The 15,986-nt window shown below is 66.3% G+C and carries 14 protein-coding genes; 3 read left to right on the top strand and 11 right to left on the bottom strand.

All coding sequences use genetic code 11. From position 1 onward, the window contains the following. Positions 1–107: 107 nt before the first annotated feature. From AB4118_RS25185 to AB4118_RS25155, 7 genes are all read right to left on the bottom strand, one after another. Entirely contained in the window at positions 108–1,406 is a 1,299-nt protein-coding gene (locus AB4118_RS25185; protein WP_441492311.1) for an MGH1-like glycoside hydrolase domain-containing protein, read from the bottom strand. Between the two features lie 3 nt (positions 1,407–1,409). After that, positions 1,410–2,456 carry an ABC transporter ATP-binding protein gene (locus AB4118_RS25180; protein WP_441492310.1) on the bottom strand — a complete coding sequence of 349 codons (1,047 nt, stop codon included), beginning with the start codon at positions 2,454–2,456 and terminating at the stop codon, positions 1,410–1,412. Between the two features lie 11 nt (positions 2,457–2,467). Further along, positions 2,468–3,274, bottom strand: a complete 807-nt coding sequence (locus AB4118_RS25175) for a carbohydrate ABC transporter permease (RefSeq protein WP_441492309.1) — start codon at positions 3,272–3,274, stop codon at positions 2,468–2,470. Next, positions 3,271–4,119 carry a carbohydrate ABC transporter permease gene (locus tag AB4118_RS25170; RefSeq protein ID WP_441492308.1) on the bottom strand — a complete coding sequence of 283 codons (849 nt, stop codon included), beginning with the start codon at positions 4,117–4,119 and terminating at the stop codon, positions 3,271–3,273. Before AB4118_RS25170 ends, AB4118_RS25175 begins: the two co-directional genes overlap by 4 nt. Positions 4,120–4,195: 76 nt before the next feature. Next, positions 4,196–5,479: an extracellular solute-binding protein gene (locus AB4118_RS25165; RefSeq protein ID WP_441492307.1), complete on the bottom strand. Its 1,284-nt coding sequence runs from the start codon at positions 5,477–5,479 to the stop codon at positions 4,196–4,198. 79 nt (positions 5,480–5,558) lie between these two features. Then, complete coding sequence (locus tag AB4118_RS25160) at positions 5,559–6,566, bottom strand: substrate-binding domain-containing protein (RefSeq protein WP_441492306.1); 1,008 nt, start codon at positions 6,564–6,566, stop codon at positions 5,559–5,561. A gap of 143 nt (positions 6,567–6,709) precedes the next feature. Beyond that, positions 6,710–7,615, bottom strand: coding sequence for a hydrogen peroxide-inducible genes activator (locus AB4118_RS25155; RefSeq protein ID WP_441492305.1), 906 nt, complete (start codon positions 7,613–7,615; stop codon positions 6,710–6,712). Between the two features lie 91 nt (positions 7,616–7,706). Between AB4118_RS25155 and AB4118_RS25150 the strand changes: the two genes are divergently transcribed. The 3 genes from AB4118_RS25150 (at position 7,707) to htpG (ending at position 12,180) form a co-directional block, all read left to right on the top strand. Then, positions 7,707–7,841 carry a hypothetical protein gene (locus tag AB4118_RS25150; protein WP_441492304.1) on the top strand — a complete coding sequence of 45 codons (135 nt, stop codon included), beginning with the start codon at positions 7,707–7,709 and terminating at the stop codon, positions 7,839–7,841. Positions 7,842–7,920: 79 nt separating this feature from the next. After that, positions 7,921–10,098 carry a catalase/peroxidase HPI gene (gene katG, locus AB4118_RS25145; RefSeq protein ID WP_441492303.1) on the top strand — a complete coding sequence of 726 codons (2,178 nt, stop codon included), beginning with the start codon at positions 7,921–7,923 and terminating at the stop codon, positions 10,096–10,098. A gap of 201 nt (positions 10,099–10,299) precedes the next feature. Then, positions 10,300–12,180 (top strand): molecular chaperone HtpG, encoded by a 1,881-nt coding sequence (gene htpG, locus AB4118_RS25140; RefSeq protein WP_441492302.1) that lies wholly within the window; start codon positions 10,300–10,302, stop codon positions 12,178–12,180. Between the two features lie 186 nt (positions 12,181–12,366). Here the strand turns inward: htpG and AB4118_RS25135 are convergent, their stop codons facing one another. The 4 genes from AB4118_RS25135 to AB4118_RS25120 all read right to left on the bottom strand — a co-directional run bounded on the left by AB4118_RS25135 (position 12,367) and on the right by AB4118_RS25120 (position 15,954). After that, positions 12,367–12,999, bottom strand: coding sequence for an HAD-IA family hydrolase (locus tag AB4118_RS25135; RefSeq protein WP_441492301.1), 633 nt, complete (start codon positions 12,997–12,999; stop codon positions 12,367–12,369). A 263-nt stretch (positions 13,000–13,262) separates the two neighbouring features. Continuing rightward, positions 13,263–14,102, bottom strand: coding sequence for a hypothetical protein (locus tag AB4118_RS25130; protein WP_441492300.1), 840 nt, complete (start codon positions 14,100–14,102; stop codon positions 13,263–13,265). Positions 14,103–14,368: 266 nt separating this feature from the next. Further along, entirely contained in the window at positions 14,369–14,806 is a 438-nt protein-coding gene (locus AB4118_RS25125; protein ID WP_441492299.1) for a cupin domain-containing protein, read from the bottom strand. Positions 14,807–14,868: 62 nt separating this feature from the next. After that, on the bottom strand, positions 14,869–15,954 hold the full coding sequence (locus tag AB4118_RS25120; RefSeq protein ID WP_441492298.1) for an isocitrate/isopropylmalate dehydrogenase family protein: 1,086 nt from the start codon (positions 15,952–15,954) through the stop codon (positions 14,869–14,871). Positions 15,955–15,986 lie beyond the last annotated feature (32 nt).

Raw genomic sequence — 15,986 nt, 5'->3', positions numbered from 1 at the left:
CCTGGGGGCTCAGCCATGCTGGATCATCCGACCGGAGCTCGTATCCGGTCAGATAGTCCAGCATTTTGCGTTTGCACGCATCGAACAGGCCTGCACCCGGGCTTGGCTCAGAGCGCGGTCAAGGCCTGACGATCGTCCTGCGATCCCGCCCAGCTCAGCCACATGGCAGCGGTCCAGGAGAAGTCGGGGCCACCGCATCCAGTGCCGTCGCGCGGGTCGAAATACTCCCAGAAGCCGTTCTGCCGAACGAGATCGCCGCTGTCGCGCCGGAGCAGGCCGGCCTCCTCGGTCAGACCATAGACAGAAAAGCCGTCGGCGATCATCCGGTTCATCATCAGCCAGACCGGGCCGCGCCAATAGCGCGTCGCATCGAAACGGCGATCGCGCGGATCGCTGCTGGCGACGGAGAAGCCGGCTGCGGCCCGGCTTGCCGCGAGATGGCGCTTGAGCGCGAGCGCATCCTCCTGGCTCGCCGTGCGCGCGTAGAGCGGGAGATAGGCGGCGCAGGTGACGGCCTCGCTGAGACGCCCGCTGCGCAGGTCGAGCGACCGATACAACCCGTCGAGCCCCTTGAGCCGCGACATCGCCGTCTCGCTGCGTGCGATCCAGCCTTGCAGGGCGGCGGCCTCTTCGGTGAAGCCCAGTTCTTCCGCCAGTTTCAGAAGATCGCGATCGGCGCGCAGCAGGATCGACTGGATGCCGAGATCGCAGACCCGGAAGGAAAGCCCGCGCGCCACGGCCACCCCGTCCCAGCGCAGGGCCTTGGCTTCCTCGACCAGGGTCATGACCCGGTTGTAGAAATCATGCGTCGGGCGGTGGGCCGCATCGACATGGCCGAGATCCTTGCGCAGATGCGCGACATCGACCTGTGGCACGACATTGGCGAGCGGCTCGTCCCAGTCCGGCGAATTGTCCCGCCCCGATTCCCAGGGGTGGACCATGGTGACGAGCCCGGTGCCGTCCGGGTCGCGGGTCTCGTGCCACCAGCGATGCGAGGCGAAGAGTTTTGGGACGAGAGCCCGGATCCGCGTGGCATCGCGGCCGGACAGCCCGTGCAGCACCCGCGCCGCGGTCGCTGCAACGGGGGGCTGCGAGATTCCCGACGTCAGCGGCTGGCGCTGGATGCCCCAGGCCTCGGGGCCGGGATAATAGCCGTCTGCCGGGGCGCGGAACACGATATGCGGCACCATGCCATCGTCCCACTGGCCCTCGAACAGGGTTTCCAGCTCGCGCCAGGCGCGATCGAGATCGAAGGTGGCGAAGCCGAGCGCGACGAAGGCCGAATCCCAGTTCCACTGAAACGGGTAGACGCGGCCATTGGGGACGGTGAACCCGCCACGGTCATTGCGGCGCAGCACGGCGCGCGCCGCCTCATCGCGGTCGGAGGGAGGTGTGGTCGACAGCATGGCTCAGGCTCCGGGATGAGTGCGGCCCGTTTCCGGGTCGATCCAGACAATGCGGGTAGGGTCGAGCGCCAGACCGAGCGTTTCGCCTGCCGCGATCCGGGCAGCGGGGGGCGCAACGACACGGGCAAGGTCATCGCCGATCCTGCCGGTGAGCAGGAGATGCGAGCCCATCGGCTCCGCGACCCGCACGGTGAAGGGCACGCCGCCGCCGGCATCGGTCAGCTTCGCATCCTCGCCGCGAAAACCGAGGACGATCGGCCCGTCGGCAGGCGATGCCAATGTCAGCCCGCCGAGCCGGGCCTGGCCGGAGGTCGCGACCGTGTTGACGAAATTCATCGGCGGCGAGCCGACGAAGCCGCCCACGAAGCGGGTCGCGGGCCGCGAATAGACCTCGGTCGGCGTGCCGATCTGCACGATATGGCCGCCATGCATCACCGCGATCCGATCGGCCAGGCCCATGGCCTCGGTCTGATCATGGGTGACATAGATCGTGGTCGTTCCGGCCTCGCGCAGGACGCTGCGCAGCTCCGCCCGCATCTCCAGCCTGAGCAGCGCGTCGAGATTGGAGAGCGGCTCGTCCATCAGGAGCACGGCCGGCTCGACCGCGAGCGCACGCGCCACCGCGACGCGCTGGCGCTGGCCGCCCGAGAGCTTGGCCGGAAAGCGCTCGAGGTATTGCTCGATATGCAGCAGCTCGGCCGCCTTGCGCACCTTCGCCTCAACACGCGCCTGGTCGGCGCCCTTCATGCGCAGGCCGAAGGCGACATTCTCGAACACCGTCATATGCGGGAAGACGGCATAGTTCTGAAACACCATGGCAAGGCCGCGCTGGGCCGGCTTCAGCGAGGAGACGTCGCGCTCGCCGATCATGACCTTGCCCGCGCTCTGCACCTCCAGCCCGGCGATGATGCGCAGCAGCGTGGTCTTGCCGCAGCCGGAGGGGCCGAGCAGCGCGACGAATTCGCCATCCTCGACGGTGAGCAAAATCTCCTGCAGGGCAACCGCATTGCCGAACTGCTTGGCGACCTTGTCGATCAGGATCCCGGCCAACGGTCTCCTCCCTATTTGCTCGAGACGCCCCACATCGCGAACAGGTATTTCCTGACCGCGAAGATGAAGAGCACCGAGGGAATGATGAGAATGAAGCCGCCGGCGAAGCGGTAATGCAGCGGCGACTCGGAGAGGACCGTCAGCAGATAGGCGGTGAGCGTGCGCTCGCGCACCGTCAGGACCGAGGCGGCAAAAACCTCGTTCCAGGAGATAACGAAGGCGAAGATCGCCGCAGCTGCGATGCCGGGAAGCGCCAGCGGCAACACCACCTTGCGGAAGGCCTGCCAGCGCGTACAGCCGAAGACCCAGGCCGCCTCCTCGTATTCGCGGGGAATGCCCATGAAGAGCGACGAGGTCACGAGAGCGGCGAAGGGCAGCGCCAGCGCCGTATGGATCAGCGAGACGCCGAAGGGCGTGTCATAGAGCCCGACGCGGATGAAGATGACGGTCAGCGGCAGGGCAAGGATCGCCAGTGGAAAGGCGCGCGTCAGCAAGACCAGCAGGCGAAAGGCGCTCTGCCCCCGGAAGGCGAAACGCGCCAGGGCATAGCCCGCGGGTGCGCCGAGGAGGATCGAGAACAGCATGGTCAGCGATGCGGCGATCAGCGAATTCAGGGCCGCGTTCCAGACGCCTTCGATCCTGAGGAAGGCGGCGAGCGCCGCGAAACCGGCCTCGCCGGGGGCAAAGGATTTCGGCCATTTGAACACGGCGAGCCGCCCGCCCATGGCGCCGAGCCCAATCAGGTAGATCGGCACCAGCACCCAGGCGCAGAGCGCCAGCACGCCCGTGACATAAAGCCATCTGCGGGGCGCGCTCATGCTTGCGTCTCCGGATCGACGCGCAGCGCCTTGAGGTAGATGATCGTCGCCGCGAGTGAGATCACCATCACGAGCACGGCATAGGCGGCCGCGACGCCGTAATTCTGGTTCTCGTTCTGCCAGGTGTAGGCTTCGCCGACGATGATCGGGAAATTGCGCCCGCCGAGCGCATAGACCACCGCAAAGACCTCGAAGGCCAGAACCGTGCGCAGGATCAGCGCCGATTGCAGGCTGGGCTTCAGCAGCGGCAGGGTGATCTTGCGGAACTTGGCCCAGGGGCTGGCGCCGAAGATGTCGGCAGCCTCGCCGAACTCCTTGGGAATGAGCTGGATGCCGGCGACGAGAATGATCAGGACGATCGCGGTCGCACGCCAGATTTCGGCCAGGACGACGGCGAAGAACAGCGCGACCGGCGTCTCGCTGTTGAGATAGGCGGTCGGGCCGCTGATCACGCCGATCTGGAACAGCAGCGTGTTGAGATAGCCGGAATCCTGCAGGATCGCGAGCCAGACAAGGCCGGCTGCAAGATCCGAGACGCCGAGCGGGATCGTCCAGATCCAGAGCACGAGCTCGCGCCCGCGCGTCATCCTCTGGAGCATCAGCCCCATGACGAGCGCGAGCGCCACCTGCAGCGGGATCACCACCGCGACGAGGGCGAAGGTGTTGCGCAGCGCGGTCGGAAAATTGAGGTCCCCCGCCATGCGGGCATAGTTGGCGAGCGAAAACCCCTGCCCGCCATCGAAGGAGAGCAGGATGGTCTGGCCGAGCGGTACCAGGAAGAAGGCTGCAAGAAAGGCGACCGAGGGCGCGATCAGCAGATAGGGCAGCCAGCGCGGCTGGAGCATGGTCGAAGGCCTCTGCAAGGCGCTCCAGGCTGGCTGCGCTTCGGCCGGGATGACCGGAGCGCAGCTCGTCCTGAGCTCAGGTGACCGGGCAGGCGCCCTGGCTCGGCTTGTCGGGCGCCCAGCAGGGCGCGGCGGTCTGGATCATCAGGCTGCGCAGGATCTCGGCCTGCGCGTCGAGAACCGCGCGGATCGGCTCGTTGCGCAGCACGATGCGCTGGAACGTGTCGAAATAGACCTTGTTGAACTCGCCGCCCTTGTCGCCGAGGCCGATCGGCAGGAGCGCGACGATCGCGTCCTTCGCGCCTTGCGTCTTCGCCACGCCGTCGGCGAGCAGCTTGACTCCGGCCGGCAGGTCGGGCGGCAGAGGCGCATCGACGACCGGGAAGAAGCCGACCTCCTGCGCCGCGGCAAGCTGTGTCGCAGGTTTGAGCAGATGCTCGATCACGGCCGCGGCCTGGGCCCGGTTCGGCGCATCCTTCGCGATGGCGAGCCCGGCAATGACGGGCATATAGGCGCGGCCCTTGGTGCCGGCCGGAGGCGCCACGACGAGATACTGGTCAGGCTCGGCAGTCAGGGCGTCCTTGACGCGGGCGATATGGTCCCAGGCGATCCAGACCTCGCCGGCCATCAGCGGCTCCTGCATGAAATTATAGTTGTTGGCGTTGGGGTTCACCGTCGCCCAGAGCGCCTTGAAATCGGCCCAGCCCTTTTCGGCCGCGGCCGAGCGGAACTCGGTCACCATCGAGCCGGTATAGGAGGGCACGAGATTGCCCTGCACGAAGCGGGCGAACAGGCCCTTCGGCCCGGCCGGGAAGCCGATGCGGCGCTGGCCTGTGTTCTCCTGGATCGCCTTGCCCCAGGCCGCGAGCTGCTCATAGGTCAGCGCGTTGACATCGGCGCCAGCCGGCAGGAAGGGCAGCGCCGCCTTCTTGACGACGAGGACATAGGTCGCCTGCATCCAGGGGATATATTGCTGATTGGGCGTGCCGAGCTTGCCGAGTTCCATCAGCCCGGCTGGAATGCCGCTCGAGCCGAGTTTCGCCGCGATATCGTCGACCGCGTCGAGCGAGCCTGCCGGCACGAGCGGCTGCAATTCGCCGTGCAGCGCGCCCATCAGGCTGATCGTGCGCTTGCCTGCCGCCTGCTCCGCCTTCATGCGCACGGCAAATTGCGGCGGCTCCTCGACCACATAGGTGGTTTTCGGCGCGCCCTTGAGCAGGACCTCGCGCACCTTCTGCGCCTCGTCGATCGGGCGCAGCTGCGTCGAGAGAAAAACGAGATCCTGCGCCTTCGCAACGGGCGCTGCGAGCATGGCCCCCGCCGCGACGGCGGCGCACGCCAGATGGTTGAGCGTCTTCATATCGTCCTCCCTGCCTCGCTTGTTCTGGTTTGCGGGGGATAAGGCCGGTTGCGAGCGCCTGGCCGTTTCCGTGATCGGATCAGCGACGCGCCTCCCCCAGCGAGGCGCGTGCAATGAACTCGACCGAATTGATCTCGGTCAGGTCGCGGGGATCGGCTCCGCCGATGCGCGCCAGCGTCATCTCCGCGAGGCGGCGGCCGGTCGCGGCGATCGGCAGCTCCATCGTCGCGAGCGCGGGGTCCGAGAAGGCGGAGGCGGGAATGTTGTCATGGCCGATGATCGCGATGTCGCGCCCGACAACGAGACCGCGCTCGCGGATGGCGCGCATCGCCCCCAGCGCCATGCTGTCGGTCGCACAGAGCAGCGCGGTAGGCTGCGCCGGCTGCGCCAGAAGCAGCCCCGCCGCACGATAGCCGCCGGCCTCGTCGGCGCTGCCCTCGATGATCGCGCCGAAAATGCCAGCCTGGCGAAGGGCCCGCGCGAAGCCGCTGCGGCGCAGATGCGCGAAGGTGAAGGCCGAGGGCGCCGCAAGATGGCCGATCCGGCGGTGGCCGAGGGCGGCCAGGCGCAGCACGGCATCGTGGAACGCGGCCTCGCCATCCCCGTCGACAAAGGCATAAGGCTCTGGAAAATCGCTACGCCCCATCGCGACGAAGGGAAAGCCGGCATCTGTGAGGTAGCGCAGGCGAGCATCCTCGCGGCGGGTGCGGACGACGATGATGGCGTCGGTGCGGCGGCCGTCGACAAGGCGGCGATAGGTCTTGAGCTCGTCGGGGCCGGGCAGCGCGGCGATCAAGGTCAGATCATAGCCCTGCTCCGCCAGCCGTTCGCCGATCGAGCCCAGCAGCTCTAGATAGAGCGGCTCGTTGAAATGGCCCGGCCCGGCCGGAAGCACCATCGTGACGATCTCGGTCAGCCCACGACGCAACCGCCGGGCTGCGGAATTGGGCCGGTAACCGGCCGCCTCCGCCGCTGCCCGCACGCGGTCTCGCGTGGCGAGCGCAACATCGTCATAGCCGTCGAGCGCCCGCGAGACGGTGGTGATCGACAATCCCAGCGTTTGCGCCAGCGCGCGCAGCGAACTCATCGGCATCTCAATGGTTGGACGATCGGCGCCTCACGTTCAGGATAACCCGATCCAAAACGTTTTGGGAAGTCGATTCAAGCTTGGCATGCGTCACGGCTTGCGGCGACGGCGCGGCGCGCTTTCGGGCTTGAGGTTGCTCGCGCCTAGGCCCGGCGGGCTGCGGCCGAGAGGCGCACGGCCTCGGAAATCTGTGCAAACTGCTTCGCGAGCGGGCTCGTCTTGCGCCAGACCATGCCGATCGTGCGCGATGGCTGGGGGTCCTTGAAGCGCGTCACGCAGACCGAGGCCGAGCGTGTCTCGACCGGGACCGCCATCTCCGGAATCAGGGTCACGCCCAGGCCGGCATCGACCATCTGCACCAGGGTCGAGAGCGAGCTTGCATCCAGCAGGTCGCGTGGCTGCATGGCGCGCGGGTTCTTGTTGCAAAACGAGAGGGCCTGCTCGCGAAAGCAATGCCCCTCCTCCAGCAGCAGCAACCGCATTTCCTGAAGATCTTCGCGATTGGGGGCTGGCTTGCCCTCGTCCTCGCGTGGCCGGACGAGGACGAAGCTTTCCGTGAAGAGCGCGGCCTCGGTCAGCGAAGGCTCGGAGACGGGCAGCGCCACGACCGCCATGTCGAGCCGGCCTTCATTCAGTTCCTGCACGAGTTTCGGCGTCAGCGTCTCGCGGACATGGAGGTCCAGCCCGTCATGGAGGCCGGTCAGGTCGGCGATCAGGCCGGGCAGCAGATAGGGCGCGACCGTGGGAATCACACCGATGCGCAGCCTGGCGACGAGCCCGCCGCGCGAGCTGCGCGCATAGTCCTCCAGCTCGTCGACCGAGCGCAGGATATCCTTGGTGCGCAGCGCGATCTCTTCGCCGAAACTCGTCAGCCGGACCTGGCGTCGGTCCCTTTCGAAGAGTTCGGCGCCGAGTTCTTCCTCAAGGGCCTTGATCTGCATCGACAGGGCCGGCTGGGAGATGGCGCAGCTCTCCGCCGCGCGTCCGAAGTGGCGCTGGCGGGCCAGCACCTCGAAATAGCGCAGCTGTTTCAGTGTCAGGTTCGTCATAATCTTAGCTTATCGACGCAATCAGAAAATCGGAATTAATATAATGAAACCCTTTTGCTAAGAGGCTCCTTGCGACGATGAGGAGCAGGCAATGCCGAGACCGCCCCGCATGATCAAGACCGGTGGCGTTCCGCTCGTGGCCGACCTGGCCCAGTCCAGCCGCCGGCACCCGTCGATGTCCCTGTTTCCAGCCGCCCGGCTGGCAGGCCTGCCAGGCAGGCCATGAAAGCGGATCGCCTGTCCCGGCACCGACCCGCCTGTGATCGAGAAACGCGCAATCAGCGTAATGTGAATTGGAGAGAATCATGAATGCGAAGACTGAGGGGGGAGCCGGGAAATGCCCGGTCGCTCACGGGACCAGCGGCACCCAGAGCCGCGACTGGTGGCCCAACCAGCTGCGCGTCGACCTGCTGAACCAGCACTCGTCCAAGTCCGATCCGCTGGACCAGGCCTTCGATTACCGGCAGGAATTCAGCAAGCTCGACTATGAAGAGCTGAAGAACGATCTGCGCAAGCTGATGACCGACTCGCAGGACTGGTGGCCGGCCGATTTCGGCCATTACGGCCCGCAATTCGTCCGCATGTCCTGGCACGCAGCCGGCACCTATCGCCTGAGTGACGGCCGTGGCGGCGGTGGCCGCGGCCAGCAGCGTTTCGCCCCGCTCAACAGCTGGCCGGACAACGTCAATATCGACAAGTCGCGCCGCCTGCTCTGGCCGATCAAGCAGAAATACGGCCAGCGGATCTCCTGGGCCGACCTGATGATCCTCACCGGCAATGTCGCGCTGGAGACCATGGGCTTCCGCACCTTCGGCTTCGCCGCCGGCCGCGCCGATACCTGGGAGCCGGATCTCGACGTCAACTGGGGTGCCGAGACCGCCTGGCTGACGCATCGCCCGCTCGATGCGTTCGACGCCCCGCTCAGCGCCACCGAAATGGGCCTGATCTACGTCAACCCGGAAGGCCCCGGCGCCAATGGCGACCCGCTCTCGGCGGCCCATTTCATCCGTGAGACCTTCGCCCGCATGGCGATGAACGACGAGGAGACCGTCGCGCTGATCGGCGGCGGCCATACCTTCGGCAAGACCCATGGCGCAGCGCCCGAATCCCACAAGGGACCGGAACCCGAAGGCGCCGGCCTGGAGGCGCAGGGCCTGGGCTGGGCCAGCAATTATGGCAGCGGCTTTGGCGCCGACGCCGTCGGCAGCGGCATCGAGGTCACCTGGACGCAGACGCCGGCGCAGTGGAGCAACCACTTCTTCGAGAACCTGTTCAAATACGAATGGGTGCAGACCCGCAGCCCCGGCGGCGCCATCCAGTGGGAGGCGAAGGACGCGGAGGACGTCATCCCCGACGCCCATGATCCGTCGAAGAAGCGCAAACCGACCATGCTGACGACCGACCTGTCGCTGCGCGTCGACCCCGCTTACGAGAAGATCTCGCGCCGCTTCCTGCAGAATCCGCAGGCCTTCGCCGAGGCCTTCGCCCGCGCCTGGTTCAAGCTGACCCATCGCGATCTCGGCCCGCGTTCGCGCTATCTTGGACCGGAAGTGCCCCGGGAAGAGCTGACCTGGCAGGATCCGGTGCCGGCTGTCGAGCATCCCCTGATCAATGACGAGGATGTTGCGGCGCTGAAGGCCAAGGTCCTGGCCTCGGGCCTGAGCGTCTCCGAGCTCGTCGGCACCGCCTGGGCCTCGGCCTCCACCTTCCGCGGCGGCGACAAGCGCGGCGGCGCCAACGGCGCGCGCGTTCGCCTCGCGCCGCAGAAGGACTGGGAGGTCAACCAGCCCCTGCAGCTCGCCAATGTGCTCAAGGTCCTCAAGGGCATCCAGTCGGAGTTCAACCTGGCCGCGACCGGCGGCAAGGAGGTCTCGCTGGCCGACCTGATCGTGCTGGCGGGCAATGCCGGCGTCGAGCAGGCGGCGAAGGCTGCCGGCCAGAATGTCACCGTGCCGTTCGCGCCGGGCCGCACCGATGCTTCGCAGGGGCAGACGGACATCCATGCCTTCAACGTCATGGAGCCGCAGGCGGACGGCTTCCGCAACTACCAGAAGGCGGCCCTCAAGGTGCCGGCCGAGGTGGCCCTGATCGACAAGGCGCAGCTGCTGACGCTGACCGCGCCCGAGATGACCGTGCTGGTCGGTGGACTGCGCGCGATCAACATCAATGTCGATGGCACGAGCCACGGCGTCCTGACCGACCGTCCCGGCGCGCTGACAAACGACTTCTTCGTCAACCTGCTGGACATGGGCACGCAGTGGAAGGCGAAGCCTGACTCCAAGGACGTGTTCGAGGGCACCGACCGCAAGAGCGGCGCGCCGAAATGGACCGGCACCCGCGTCGATCTCGTGTTCGGGTCGAACTCGGTGCTGCGTGCGCTGGCCGAGGTCTATGCCAGCTCGGACGCGCAGGCGAAGTTCGTGAAGGACTTCGTTGCGGCCTGGACCAAGGTGACGAACCTCGATCGCTTCGATCTGGTCTGATCCAGACGAATAATACCTTCAGCGGCCGCTCCCGGGCGGCCGCTGAAGCTCTGTCCTTGCCCGTGAGCCAGGCTCGGCTTCGGGCCAGGGGTCAGCGAGAGCCCGGCGCCGCTGACGTCGACGGCCCCTGCCCCGTCTTGCAAGATCCGGCTATTCCGGCCATCTGATGGGCCGCGTTCCCCAGCCAGACAGCATGCAGCCATGACAACTCAGACCGCCGAAAGCCGAAGCTTCGAAGCCGATGTCTCCCGCCTGCTCCATATGATGGTGCACTCGGTCTATTCGGACCGGGACGTCTTCCTGCGGGAGCTGATTTCCAACGCCGCCGACGCCAGCGAGAAGCTGCGCTACGAGGCTATCGCCAAGCCGGAGCTTCTCGGCGACGACCTGAAGCTCGCCATCACGATCGCGGCCGATCCCGAGGCCGGCACGCTCGTCATTGCCGATAACGGCATCGGCATGAGCCGCGACGAGATGATCGAGGCGCTCGGCACCATCGCCCGCTCCGGCACGCGCGGCTTCATGGAGCGCATCGCGACCGCCGAGGGCAAGGAAGGCGCGCAGCTCATCGGCCAGTTCGGCGTCGGCTTCTATTCGGCCTTCATGGTCGCCGACAAGGTCGAGGTCGTCAGCCACCGCGCGGGCAGCGAGGAGGCCTGGCTCTGGTCATCGGACGGCAAGGGCGAGTTCACCGTCGCCCCCGTCGCGCTGGATGATGCCCCTCTGCGCGGCACGCGCGTGACGCTGCATCTGATGGAGGATGCCAAATCCTATGCCGAGCGCTGGACGCTGGAGCGCATCGTCAGGGAACAATCCGGCCATGTGCCGGTGCCGATCTCGCTGATCGAGAAGCCGGGTGCGGAGGCAACCACGCTGGCCGACGGCGCGGCGCTGTGGGCCAAGCCCAAGAACGAGATCAGCGCGCAGGACTACACGGATTTCTATCGCAGCGTCGCCGCGCAATATGACGAGCCGGCCACGACGGTTCATTTCCGGGCCGAGGGCCGCCATGAATACACCGCGCTGCTCTTCGTGCCGGGCGGACGCCCCTTCGACCTGTTCGATGCCGACCGCAAGGGCCGCATCAAGCTCTATGTGAAGCGCGTCTTCATCACCGACGAGGCGGAGTTCCTGCCGCGCTATCTTCGCTTCGTGCGCGGCATCGTCGACACCGCCGATCTGCCGCTGAACGTCTCGCGCGAGATGATCCAGGACAGCCCGCTGCTGAGCGCGATCAAGAAGGGCGTGACCAGCCGCGTCCTCTCCGAGCTGTCGAAGCTCGCCGAACAGGACGGCGATAGCTTCGCCAAGATCTGGGAGAATTTCGGCGCGGTCATCAAGGAGGGGATCTACGAGGATTTCGAGCGTCGCGCCCAATTGCTCGGCCTCGCCCGCTTCAAGACGACAGCCGCAAGCGACGGCCGACGCAGCCTGAAGGACTATGTCGCAGCGCTCAGGGAGAACCAGACGGCGATCTACTATATCGCCGGCGACGACGCAGACCGGATCGCGAACTCCCCGCAGCTCGAAGGTTTTAGGGCGCGCGGCATCGAGGTGCTGCTGCTCAGCGACCCCGTCGACAGCTTCTGGGTCTCGGGAGCGCCGGAATTCGAGGGCAAGCCGTTCAAGTCGGTGACGCAGGGCGCAGCCGATCTCAGCCTGATCCCCCTGCTCGACAATGCGACGCCGCCCTCCGCCGAGACGAGCGAGGCGGTGCAGGCCTTGCTCGGGACGATGAAGGAGGTTCTCGCGGGTGAGGTCGCCGATGTCAGGGCCTCCGACCGGCTGACCGACAGCGCGGTCTGCCTGGTCGCGGCGGAAGACGGTCCGGATCGCCAGTTCGAGCGGCTCTTGACCGCGGGCGGGCGCATCGAGCGCGCCAGCAAGCCGATCCTCGAGGTCAATCCGCGCCACGCGATGATCCAGGGACTGGCCGGCGTGCAGAACGAAGCCGTGCGCAGCGATGTCGCCAACCTCCTGCTCGATTGCGCCCGCGTGCTCGACGGCGAGCGCCCCACCGATGCCAAGGCGTTCTCCGAGCGCCTGAGCCGGCTGGTCGCGCTTGGCCTTGCAGCCTCGTAGGAACTGGATGCAGCGTGCGTGCCGGTTCGGCGCGCACGCCCTCTCGGCTCCAGGCGAAAGGCGCCGAGCCAGATGCTACCGACTGGCGTCGAGCGCAGCTTTACTACGTAAAATCAAGGTGTTGTCTGCTGATTCTACGACTTTGAATCGCCTGGGTTGACCTGCCTCTCACGGGAGGCATGAGCCTCAGGCGCTGGTGAGCTGCGCCTGCAGATCGGCGAAATCCGTGAACACCAGATCCGGCCATTGGGCGAGCAACGCGGCAGGGGCGTTGTAGCCGAAGGTCACCGCCCCGCAGGCCATCCCGGCCTTGCGGGCGGCCTCGATGTCGCGGAGCTCATCGCCGATCGCGATCGCGCGCTCCCGGGGGACGCCCAGCCGCTTCGCAACAGCCTTGAACTTGGCGCTCTTTCCCCAGAGCGAGGCGCCGCAGTCGAAGGCGCTGACATGCTCCGCAGCCCGGCCCAGCGTTCGCCGGATCGTCTCCTCCGCATTGGAGCTGACGACGGCGATCCTGATGCCGTGACGGGCGAGGTTTGCGAGCGCCTGTTCGACACCGTCGAAGAGGCGAACCTCGCCCTGGCTCTGCGCATTGAGCTGGCGCATATGGGCGGCGATCGCGGGGATCTTCCACAGGGGAACACCGAGATGGGCCACAATCTCGCGGCTACCGAGGGCACGCAGATCGTCCCTTTCCTGCTCCAGGACCTCGCGAAAGCCAAATCGCCGGGCGGTCTCGTTCAGCACCGAACAGAACCATGGAAAGCTATCGGCCAGCGTTCCGTCGAAATCGAAGATGGCGAGCGCGTAGCGAGGCATGGCTGAGAGTGGAGTGTGAGAGGTTTGCGGGGATAACCCGAACTGCGGTGGCGGAGGACATTCATTCGAATGAGACGCCGCTTGTCCGGTATCGCTTCGTGGTCGTGGATGACAGAGGCATTATCGCAATGTTCGGGTTCTGCGCATGGCCCATCGCCGTTGCGGGTCCGATCCGGAGCCCCGCGGCAGAGCGGGGCGAAGCTCACTGCTCCGCCGGCGAACCGGCGGCGGCGGGAGGCGCGAGGTGGCTTTCTGGCGCCGGGCTATTTCGGGAACAGGAACTGGAGCTGGGCCCTGAGCTGCCAATCGGCGGCGCCGCTGGGCTTTGCGACATTGTAATAGGCTGCGAGCTGGGCATTGACGGGCTGATGGCCGATCTTGAAGACGCGTCCGAAGCCGCCTCCGATCGGCACCGTCCAGCGGTCGCCATGGCCGGCTTCCCAGTCGGCGGTGATGATCGGGGACGAGGTCAGGTACCAGCCGCCGTGGAAATTGTAGTTCACGAAGGGCTGCAGCGTCATCGCGTTGACCGCGCTGCGGTTGCTCTTGCCCGCGAAGGACCAGACATTGTTGACGAGAACGCCGACGACCCAGGGGCCTTCGATGGCCAGGGCGACGAAAGCCGGACCCGCCGAGTACTTGCCGGCGGTCAGGGTCTTGTCGGTGCCGGTCGGGAATACGAAGGTCGGGCCGATGCCCCAGATGATGCCGTGCGTCGGCTGCTTCGGCGAGAAGAAGAAACTCGGATTGATGTCGCCGAGGCCGAACTCGCGGTCGCCATTCACCGTCAGGGCCGGTTGCGCGATCACCGGCGTGATCCAGCGCGTGATCAGGTTCCAGTCCTTGTTCAGCGTGATCGGGACCACGGGCTGGATGTTGAGCACGTTCTGCATCTGCTTATGCGGCCCGACATTGAAGTTGAAGTTGTTCTGGAAGGGCAGGCTGATCATGTCGGCAACGGGGTTCTGCGCCGCCTTGGCCAGATCGGCCGTGCTTTTCCCAGGTTCCTCCTGCGCGACCGCGAAAGAGCTCGCCAAGCCGATTGAGATGGCGAGCGCGAACCTCAGTGCCAATCGCCCGCAGCCATCGCGCCGTGCAGACATGAGACGCTCCGTCTGAAGTCCAGACCGCCTGCAGACAGTGGAACAGAGTTCAGTCTGGGACGCTAGACCACACGACACCTGGCAAACGTAAAGTTGAGCCTCCGTTGTTTGCGGGACACATCTGCGCGAAGATTGAGCCGCATCTCCAATCGCCGCAACATAAGCGATTGCCCTCCAGGAACCTCTGCCAAGACCGGGGCAGCCCCCCTCCCTTCGGTTCAGGGCTCAGTCCCGATCACCTTCAGCCGGCTGGGTACGCTCCCTGCTCAGGTTGCCACGGGCGCCAGGTGCTCATCGTCGATCGAGCGCGTATCGCCGGTCTCGACCAGCGTTCGCGTGGCGTCGATCGAGGCATAGATCCAGAGGATCTTCATGCCCTCGGTCGCCGAGACGTTGCGAAACCGATGCGGCAGATTGGCGGGGATGAAGGTGATGTCGCCTGCCGTGATCGGGTACTCGGCACCGTCGATTTCGGCGATGGCCTCGCCTTCCAGCAGCATGACGCTCTCTTCGCAATTGTGGCTGTGCAGCGGGATCGCAGCCCCCGGCTCGAAGATGGTGATGCCATTGATGAAGCTGGTCGAGCCCGTGCGACGCGTGACGAGCGGAATCGTTTTGGCCCCACCGCCGCGCTGGCGCGCCGGGATCTCGGACGGACGAAGAACGGCGGGCCTGGCGCGAGCCGTATCCGGATTAGTCGACATGCGATCTCACCTGATGAATTGGGTTCAGGATCGGACGGGCCCGATCCAAGCGGCGTTCGGCTTCAGGCCGCGACACGTCCCGAAAGTTGCCGGCGCAATTCCGCGGTCACAGCCTCCGCGAAGGCGTCCGTGCCCAATGTGCCGCCGATATCGCGGGTGCGCGTCGCTGGATCGTCGAGGACGACATCAACGGCGCGTTCGATCGCGCCCGCGGCCGCGATCAGCTTGGCATTGGCGTCGCGCCGGCCTCGCCAGTCCAGCAGCATCGCAGCCGAGAGAATGAGGGAGGTCGGGTTCGCCAGGTTTTGGCCTGCGATATCGGGCGCGGATCCGTGCTGGGCCTGCGCGACGCAGATGTCATGGCCGGTATTGATCGAGCCGCCGAGACCGAGGCTGCCGGACAGCTCGGACGCCTCGTCGGAGAGGATGTCTCCGAACATGTTGGTCGTCACGATCACGTCGAAGCGATCCGGCGAGCGGATGAGCAACGCGGCCGTCGCGTCGACGATCAGTTCCTCCAGCTCCACATCCGGAAAATCCTCCGCGACCTTGCGGACCTCGCGCAGGAACAGGCCATCCGACAGCTTGACCACATTGGCCTTGTGGACGGCGGTGACCTTGCGGCGCCGGCCACGCGCCAGCTCGAAGGCGGCGCGCGCGATGCGGGCCGAGGATCTCGCCGTGATCTTGCGGATGGACAACGCCATGTCGGGATCGGGCATGAACTCGCCGCCGCCGGCGAACATGTTGCGGTCGGAGTAAAATCCCTCGGTGTTCTCGCGCACGATGACCAGGTCCATCGGCTTGCGCAGAATGCTCAGGCCCGCGCGCGACCGGCAGGGGCGCAGATTGGCGAAGAGCTCGAAGACGACGCGCAGCTCGGCGGACGGATTGATGCCGCCCTTGTCGCGGGCCGGATATTCGTAATGCGAAACCGGGCCGAGGATGACACCGTCGACCTCGGGAATCCGGGTCATGACGTCCTGCGGCAAGGTCGTGCCGTGCGCCCTCAGGCTGGCGAGGCCGATCTCGCGGGTCTCGATATCGAGCCCGAGCGCCAGCGCCGCATCGGCAACGTCGAGTACCGCAAGGGTGGCGGTGGTGATCTCGGGTCCGATGCCGTCACCGGGAAGAACGAGGATTTTCATCGTGAACCTGTGGGGTTGTGTTCATCGCCGCG

It is taken from the genome of Allobosea sp. 2RAB26, from assembly GCF_052115465.1.
Classification (GTDB): Bacteria; Pseudomonadota; Alphaproteobacteria; order Rhizobiales; family Beijerinckiaceae; genus Allobosea.
The sequence above is the reverse complement of the archived record's forward strand: the minus strand, read 5'-3'. Positions and strand labels throughout refer to the sequence as shown.

Coding starts and splice junctions, on each gene's coding strand:
- AB4118_RS25185 (WP_441492311.1), bottom strand. CDS start 1,406: ATGCTGTCGACCACACCTCCCTCCGACCGCGATGAGGCGGCGCGCGCC.
- AB4118_RS25175 (WP_441492309.1), bottom strand. CDS start 3,274: ATGAGCGCGCCCCGCAGATGGCTTTATGTCACGGGCGTGCTGGCGCTC.
- AB4118_RS25170 (WP_441492308.1), bottom strand. CDS start 4,119: ATGCTCCAGCCGCGCTGGCTGCCCTATCTGCTGATCGCGCCCTCGGTC.
- AB4118_RS25165 (WP_441492307.1), bottom strand. CDS start 5,479: ATGAAGACGCTCAACCATCTGGCGTGCGCCGCCGTCGCGGCGGGGGCC.
- AB4118_RS25160 (WP_441492306.1), bottom strand. CDS start 6,566: ATGAGTTCGCTGCGCGCGCTGGCGCAAACGCTGGGATTGTCGATCACC.
- AB4118_RS25155 (WP_441492305.1), bottom strand. CDS start 7,615: ATGACGAACCTGACACTGAAACAGCTGCGCTATTTCGAGGTGCTGGCC.
- AB4118_RS25150 (WP_441492304.1), top strand. CDS start 7,707: ATGCCGAGACCGCCCCGCATGATCAAGACCGGTGGCGTTCCGCTCGTG.
- katG (WP_441492303.1), top strand. CDS start 7,921: ATGAATGCGAAGACTGAGGGGGGAGCCGGGAAATGCCCGGTCGCTCAC.
- htpG (WP_441492302.1), top strand. CDS start 10,300: ATGACAACTCAGACCGCCGAAAGCCGAAGCTTCGAAGCCGATGTCTCC.
- AB4118_RS25135 (WP_441492301.1), bottom strand. CDS start 12,999: ATGCCTCGCTACGCGCTCGCCATCTTCGATTTCGACGGAACGCTGGCC.
- AB4118_RS25130 (WP_441492300.1), bottom strand. CDS start 14,102: ATGTCTGCACGGCGCGATGGCTGCGGGCGATTGGCACTGAGGTTCGCG.
- AB4118_RS25125 (WP_441492299.1), bottom strand. CDS start 14,806: ATGTCGACTAATCCGGATACGGCTCGCGCCAGGCCCGCCGTTCTTCGT.
- AB4118_RS25120 (WP_441492298.1), bottom strand. CDS start 15,954: ATGAAAATCCTCGTTCTTCCCGGTGACGGCATCGGACCCGAGATCACC.